This window comes from Actinophytocola sp., assembly GCF_045807065.1.
Taxonomy (GTDB): Bacteria; Actinomycetota; Actinomycetes; order Mycobacteriales; family Pseudonocardiaceae; genus Actinophytocola.
The window spans coordinates 1-5,128 of sequence record NZ_JBJMIE010000742.1; the positions used below are offsets into that span (position 1 = coordinate 1).

6 protein-coding genes are annotated in these 5,128 nt (G+C 72.6%); 3 read left to right on the forward strand and 3 right to left on the reverse strand.

Annotated elements, in window-relative coordinates; translation table 11 throughout:
• A partial coding sequence (locus tag ACJ73U_RS43580; RefSeq protein ID WP_407783666.1) for an RskA family anti-sigma factor occupies positions 1-336 on the reverse strand: 336 nt, incomplete at its 3' end.
• Positions 336-923 carry an ECF RNA polymerase sigma factor SigK gene (gene sigK, locus ACJ73U_RS43585; protein ID WP_407783667.1) on the reverse strand — a complete coding sequence of 196 codons (588 nt, stop codon included), beginning with the start codon at positions 921-923 and terminating at the stop codon, positions 336-338. The genes ACJ73U_RS43580 and sigK, both read right to left, overlap by 1 nt.
• A gap of 257 nt (positions 924-1,180) precedes the next feature.
• Here sigK and ACJ73U_RS43590 point away from each other — a divergent pair, with 257 nt between their 5' ends.
• Positions 1,181-1,654 carry a cysteine dioxygenase gene (locus tag ACJ73U_RS43590; RefSeq protein WP_407783668.1) on the forward strand — a complete coding sequence of 158 codons (474 nt, stop codon included), beginning with the start codon at positions 1,181-1,183 and terminating at the stop codon, positions 1,652-1,654.
• Here ACJ73U_RS43590 and ACJ73U_RS43595 read toward each other — a convergent pair.
• Positions 1,620-2,294 carry a pyridoxamine 5'-phosphate oxidase family protein gene (locus ACJ73U_RS43595; RefSeq protein ID WP_407783669.1) on the reverse strand — a complete coding sequence of 225 codons (675 nt, stop codon included), beginning with the start codon at positions 2,292-2,294 and terminating at the stop codon, positions 1,620-1,622. The two genes, ACJ73U_RS43590 and ACJ73U_RS43595, sit on opposite strands and share 35 nt — an antisense overlap.
• 68 nt (positions 2,295-2,362) lie before the next feature.
• On the opposite strand from ACJ73U_RS43595, the gene ACJ73U_RS43600 reads away from it, so the two are divergent.
• Complete coding sequence (locus ACJ73U_RS43600) at positions 2,363-3,745, forward strand: PLP-dependent aminotransferase family protein (RefSeq protein ID WP_407783670.1); 1,383 nt, start codon at positions 2,363-2,365, stop codon at positions 3,743-3,745.
• An 11-nt stretch (positions 3,746-3,756) separates the two neighbouring features.
• The gene (locus ACJ73U_RS43605) at positions 3,757-4,854 is read left to right on the forward strand and encodes a D-alanine--D-alanine ligase family protein (protein ID WP_407783671.1); all 1,098 of its coding nucleotides are present in this window, start codon (positions 3,757-3,759) and stop codon (positions 4,852-4,854) included.
• Positions 4,855-5,128 lie beyond the last annotated feature (274 nt).

Here is a 5,128-nt window from a genome sequence, read left to right on the forward strand (position 1 = left end):
GACGACACCCAGCGCGGCCGCCGCGACGAGGAACACCGCCGCCGCCACGGCGGTCAGGCGCTGCGCCGGCGAGCGCCGCCGCAGCGGCACCACGGTGGTGTCCGGCGGCAGCTGGCGCACGGTCCGGATCTGCGCCATCACCTGGTTCTTCAGGTGGGGCGGCGGGATTTCGGTCGCGGCGAGGGCCAGCCTCGCCGCCGTCTCCTGCAGCTCGTGGACCTCCTGCGCGCAGGACTCGCACTCGGCGAGGTGCCGCTCGAAGTCCGCCCGCTCCACGCCGGCCACGGCGTCGAGGGCGTAGGCGCCGGTCAGCGCGTGGATGTCCGGACTCGTCATCAGGCCACCCCCAGGCAGTCGCGCAGCCGGATGAGCCCGTCGCGCAGTCTGGTCTTGATGGTCCCCAGTGGTGTGCTCAGCAGCTCGCCGACCTCACGGTACGTCCGCCCGCCGTAGTAGGCGAGCAGGACGGACTCCCGCTGCAGGTCCGTGAGCGTGTTCAGGCAGCGGCGCACCTGCTCCTGCTCCAGCCGCGCCGTGACCTGCTCGGCCACCTCGTCGAAGGGCCGGCCGGCGTCCCGGCGGCCGACCACGTCGTCCCGGTCCGCCGCGGCCTGCGCGGACCGCACGCGGTCGACGGCACGGCGGTGTGCGAGCGTCATCGCCCACGTCGACGCACTGCCGCGTTCCGGCACGTACTTCGCGGCCGTGCGCCACAGCTCGACCATCACTTCCTGCACGACTTCCTCCGACTGCGCGGGGTCACGCACGATGCGCCGCACCAGCCCGAAAACCGGGCCGATCAGCAGGTCGTACAGCTGCGCGAAGGACGCCTCGTCGCCGCGCGCCACGCCTTGCATCAGCTCACCGGCGTCGGTCGCCGGATCGCTACGCGCGGACCGCGGCCGTCGCGCACGATCGCCCATGACCACATCTCCCATGACCCGTGGTTCGGAGCCGACGCCACCCCGGCTTGCCGGCGGTTTGCCGGTACACGATCCCACGGGCTGGACCGGTTTGCGGCAGGTTGCGACAAGTGGTTTTCTTGCCGCGTGCTGATTCGCGTGCTGAACCGCCGGCGGGGCTACCTCCAGCTCCGTCGTGTCGCGAGCGCGCTGTGTCTGTGCCGGTGATCGTCCCAGCCCATCACCGCCAGGCTCTCCTCGAGGAAGACAGCACTCCCATGTTCGCCGTGCCGGCCAACACCATCGCGTCCGCGTCCGTCGCCCCGACCGTTCACCCGGCCCTGATCGCCCGCGCGGTCGCGGCCGACCGCACCCGCTGGGCACACCTCCTTCGCTACGACCCCGACGAGCGGTTCGCCGCGCTCGTCGAGTCGACCGAGGGGCAGGAGGTCTGGCTCATGAGCTGGCTCCCCGGCCAGGAGACCGACCACCACGACCACGGCGTCGCCACCGGCGCGTTCACCGTCGTGCAGGGCACGCTCACCGAGCACGTCCTGCACCGGGGAACGACGCTTTCCCTGTCACCGGGCCAGAGCCGGGCGTTCGGTCCCGGCTACGCCCACCAGGTCCGCAACACCGGGTCCGACCCGGCGGTGAGCCTGCACGTCTACCGCTCGGTCCGCACCATGCGTGCCGTGTCCGACTGGCTGGCTCCGCTCACTGCGGACCGGCCTGAGGGACTCGCCGGCTGACGTAGTCGGGCACCGCGACGTCCGCGGGCAGGTGCTCGCAGGGTTCGGGCGTGCCCCAGCTCCGTTCGAGCGGGAGCACGCCCGCCCAGTTCGCGCCGATCCGGTCGGGGCTCAGGTCCTCCGGCTCCTCGCCGGGGCCGCCCGTGCGGATCTTCACGGCCGCCTCGGTGAGGTCGAGCGCCAGCACGGCGGTCTTCGCGAACTCCTGCGGGCTCGGGCCGCGTGCGTGGTCCCACGCCCCGGGCGCGATGTGCTCGGTGATCACGTGCAGGGCGTGCAGCTTCGCGTCCGGGTCGGTGACCTGCCGGGCCACGCCGTGGATCGTGGCGGAGCGGTAGTTGACCGAGTGGTGGAACACCGCGCGGCTGTAGATCACGCCGTCGAGCAGCGTTACGTTCACGCACACCTCCGCGTCGACGCCGGCCCGCAGGCTGGCCGCACCGGTCGAGCCGTGCAGGTAGAGGGTGCCGTCCTCGTGGCCGTAGCCGGTGGGCACGACCCGCGGTGTGCCGTCGTCGGCGACGTACGCGAGGTGGCAGATGATTCCCGCGTCGAGCACCCGCGCCAGTGCCGCCCGGTCGGTGACGGCCCGGTTCCTGCCGCGGCGGATGGTGCTGCGAGGTGTTGGCGAAAGAGTCACGGATCAACTGTCACCCAGCAAGTGGCATCATTGAAGGGCCACGACCCCGTGATTCTGGAAGGCCAGTTATGCCGGAGACGCCAGCGTTGCCGGTGACGCTGGACCGCGAGTCGACCACGCCGCTGGCAGTCCAGCTGGCCGAACAACTCCGCGCCGCCGCCGGTGACGGCCGCCTGCGCAGCGGCGACCGGCTGCCCTCGACCCGCGCGCTGGCCGGAGAGCTGGGCGTGAGCCGGACGGTGACCGCCGCGGCCTACGAGCAGCTGCACGCCGAGGGCTGGATCGCGGGCCGCCACGGTTCCGGCACGTACATCACGACCGCGCCGCCGGGTTCGCTGCCGACCGCGTCGACGCCGGTCCGCCGCGACACCACGCAGGACACGGTCGTGGACCTGACCCCCGGCTCGCCGTGGGCGGGCGGGATCGAGCAGGCGGCGTGGCGGCGCGCGTGGCGGGCGGCCGCCCACGTGGCGCCGATGGTGCGGCCGAACCGCGCCGGCGTCCCGGCGTATCGAGCGGCGGTCGCCGAGCACCTGCTGCGCCACCGCGGTCTGCGGGTCGGCGACACCGAGGCCGTGCTGGCCACGGCGGGCACGAGCATGGCCGTCGCCGAGCTGGGGCGGGCCGTGCTGCGCCCCGGCGACATCGTGGCGGTCGAGGAACCCGGCTACCAGCGCGCGGTGGGCGCGTTGCGGGCGGCGGGCCTGCGCGTGGTCCCGGCCTCTGTGGACGCCGACGGCCTGCTGGTGGACGCGATCCCGGCCTCGGCGCGTGCCGTCTACTGCTCGCCGGCCCACCAGTACCCGCTGGGCGGTCGCATGTCGGCGGCCCGCCGGGTCGCGCTGGTGGAACGGGCGCGCGAGCAGGGCTGGCTGGTGATCGAGGACGACTACGACGGCGAGCTGCGCTACGACGTGGCGCCGCTGCCGCTGCTCGCCGCGCTGGCCCCGGACGTGGTGGTGCACCTGGGCACGACCAGCAAGATCCTCACGCCCACCCTCGGCGTGGGGTGGATCGTGGCGCCACCACACGTAGTGACGGCCGTGCTCGCCCACCGCGACGCCACGGGCAGTGGGCCGGCCCCGGCCGGTCAGCTGGTGGTCGTGGAGCTGGCCCGCAACGGCGACCTGGGCCGGCACCTGCGCCGGCTGCGGCGCGAGCTGTCCGAGCGCCGGTCGCAGGTGGTGGAGACGCTGGTCGCGGGCGGAGTCCGGGTGCTCGGCGACGACGCGGGCGCCCACGTGGTGGTCCCGGTGATGTCCGCGGAGGCCGAGCGGTCGCTGATCCGCGCGGCCGCCGACCGCGGCCTGCTGCTCGACGGTCTGGCCCGCCACCACCTCGGGCGGGCGCGGTGGTTCGGCATCGCCCTCGGCTACGCGGCGTGTTCGCGGGAGCAGCTGCGGCGGGCACTTCCCGTGCTGGTCGAGCTGGTGAGATCCCCTCCCCGGTAGGGTCGGGCGCCATGGCCAGCCAGAAACGAACCCGCGTGGCAGTCGTGTTCGGGGGACAGAGCACCGAGCACGCCGTGTCCTGCGTGTCGGCGGCGAGCGTGCTCGCCAACCTCGACCCGTCGCGTTTCGAGATCGTGCCGGTGGGCATCACCCCGACGGGCTCGTGGGTGCTGGGGCCCGCGGATCCCGCCACCCTCGCGATCGAGGGCCGCACCCTGCCGACGATCACCTCCGGGACCGCGCTGACCCTGCCCGCCAACCCCACGTCGCCGAACCTGGTCGTGCTGGAACGCGGCCGCGAGGGCGAGATCCTGTCCGCGGTCGACGTCGTGTTCCCGGTCCTCCACGGTGCCTTCGGCGAGGACGGGACCATCCAGGGCCTGCTGGAGATGGTCGGGCTGCCCTACGTCGGCGCCGGGGTGCTGGCCAGTGCCGTGGTGATGGACAAGGAGTTCACGAAGAAGCTGCTGCGCGCCGAGGGGTTGCCCGTGGGGCCGTACGAGGTCCTCCACCGCGGGGAGGCCACGCTTTCGGATGTGCGGAAGGAGCGTCTCGGGCTGCCGGTGTTCGTGAAGCCGGCCCGTGCCGGGTCCTCCACCGGGATCACCAAGGTGTCCGACTGGTCGAAGCTGGATGACGCCGTCGCCCTCGCGCGGTCGATCGATCCCAAGGTCCTCGTGGAGTCGATGATCGTGGGGCGGGAGATCGAGTGCGGGGTCCTGGAGTTCCCGGACGGGCGAGTGGAGGCTTCCCTGCCCGCCGAGATCCAGATCCTCGACGACACACTGGAGTTCTACGACTTCGAGACCAAGTACGTGGACGAGACCGCTGAGCTGGACATCCCCGCCAAACTGAACGACTCCGTCACGGAACGGCTGCGGGCGATGGCCGTGGAGGCGTTCCGGGCGGTCGACTGCCAGGGCCTGGCCCGGGTCGACTTCTTCGTCGGGGCTGACGGGACCTTGACGATCAACGAGCTGAACACCATGCCCGGGTTTACGCCTACCTCCGCCTATCCGAAGATGTGGGCCGTGACTGGCGTTGACTACCGGTCCTTGCTCTCGACGCTCGTCGACACGGCCCTTGCTCGGGGGACCGGGCTTCGCTGATCGCTGTCTTTGCTCGGGGCCGTGGTTGCGGTGTTCGGTGGGCTTGGTGGTGTGCGTTGCGTCCTCGGTGTCCGGTGGGCTTGGTGGTGTGCGTCGCGTGCCGGGTGTTCGGGTGGTTGGTGGTGCGCGCTGCGTCCTAGGTGTTCGGTGGTGGTGGCGGGATTGTACGGGCGGCGACTCACGCGTCAAGGGCGCCTTCGGCGTCGGGCTTCGCCCGATGACGGCCTGGCGGCCGTCACCCTTGACCCGCGAGCCTCCGCCGCCCTGGGCAGGC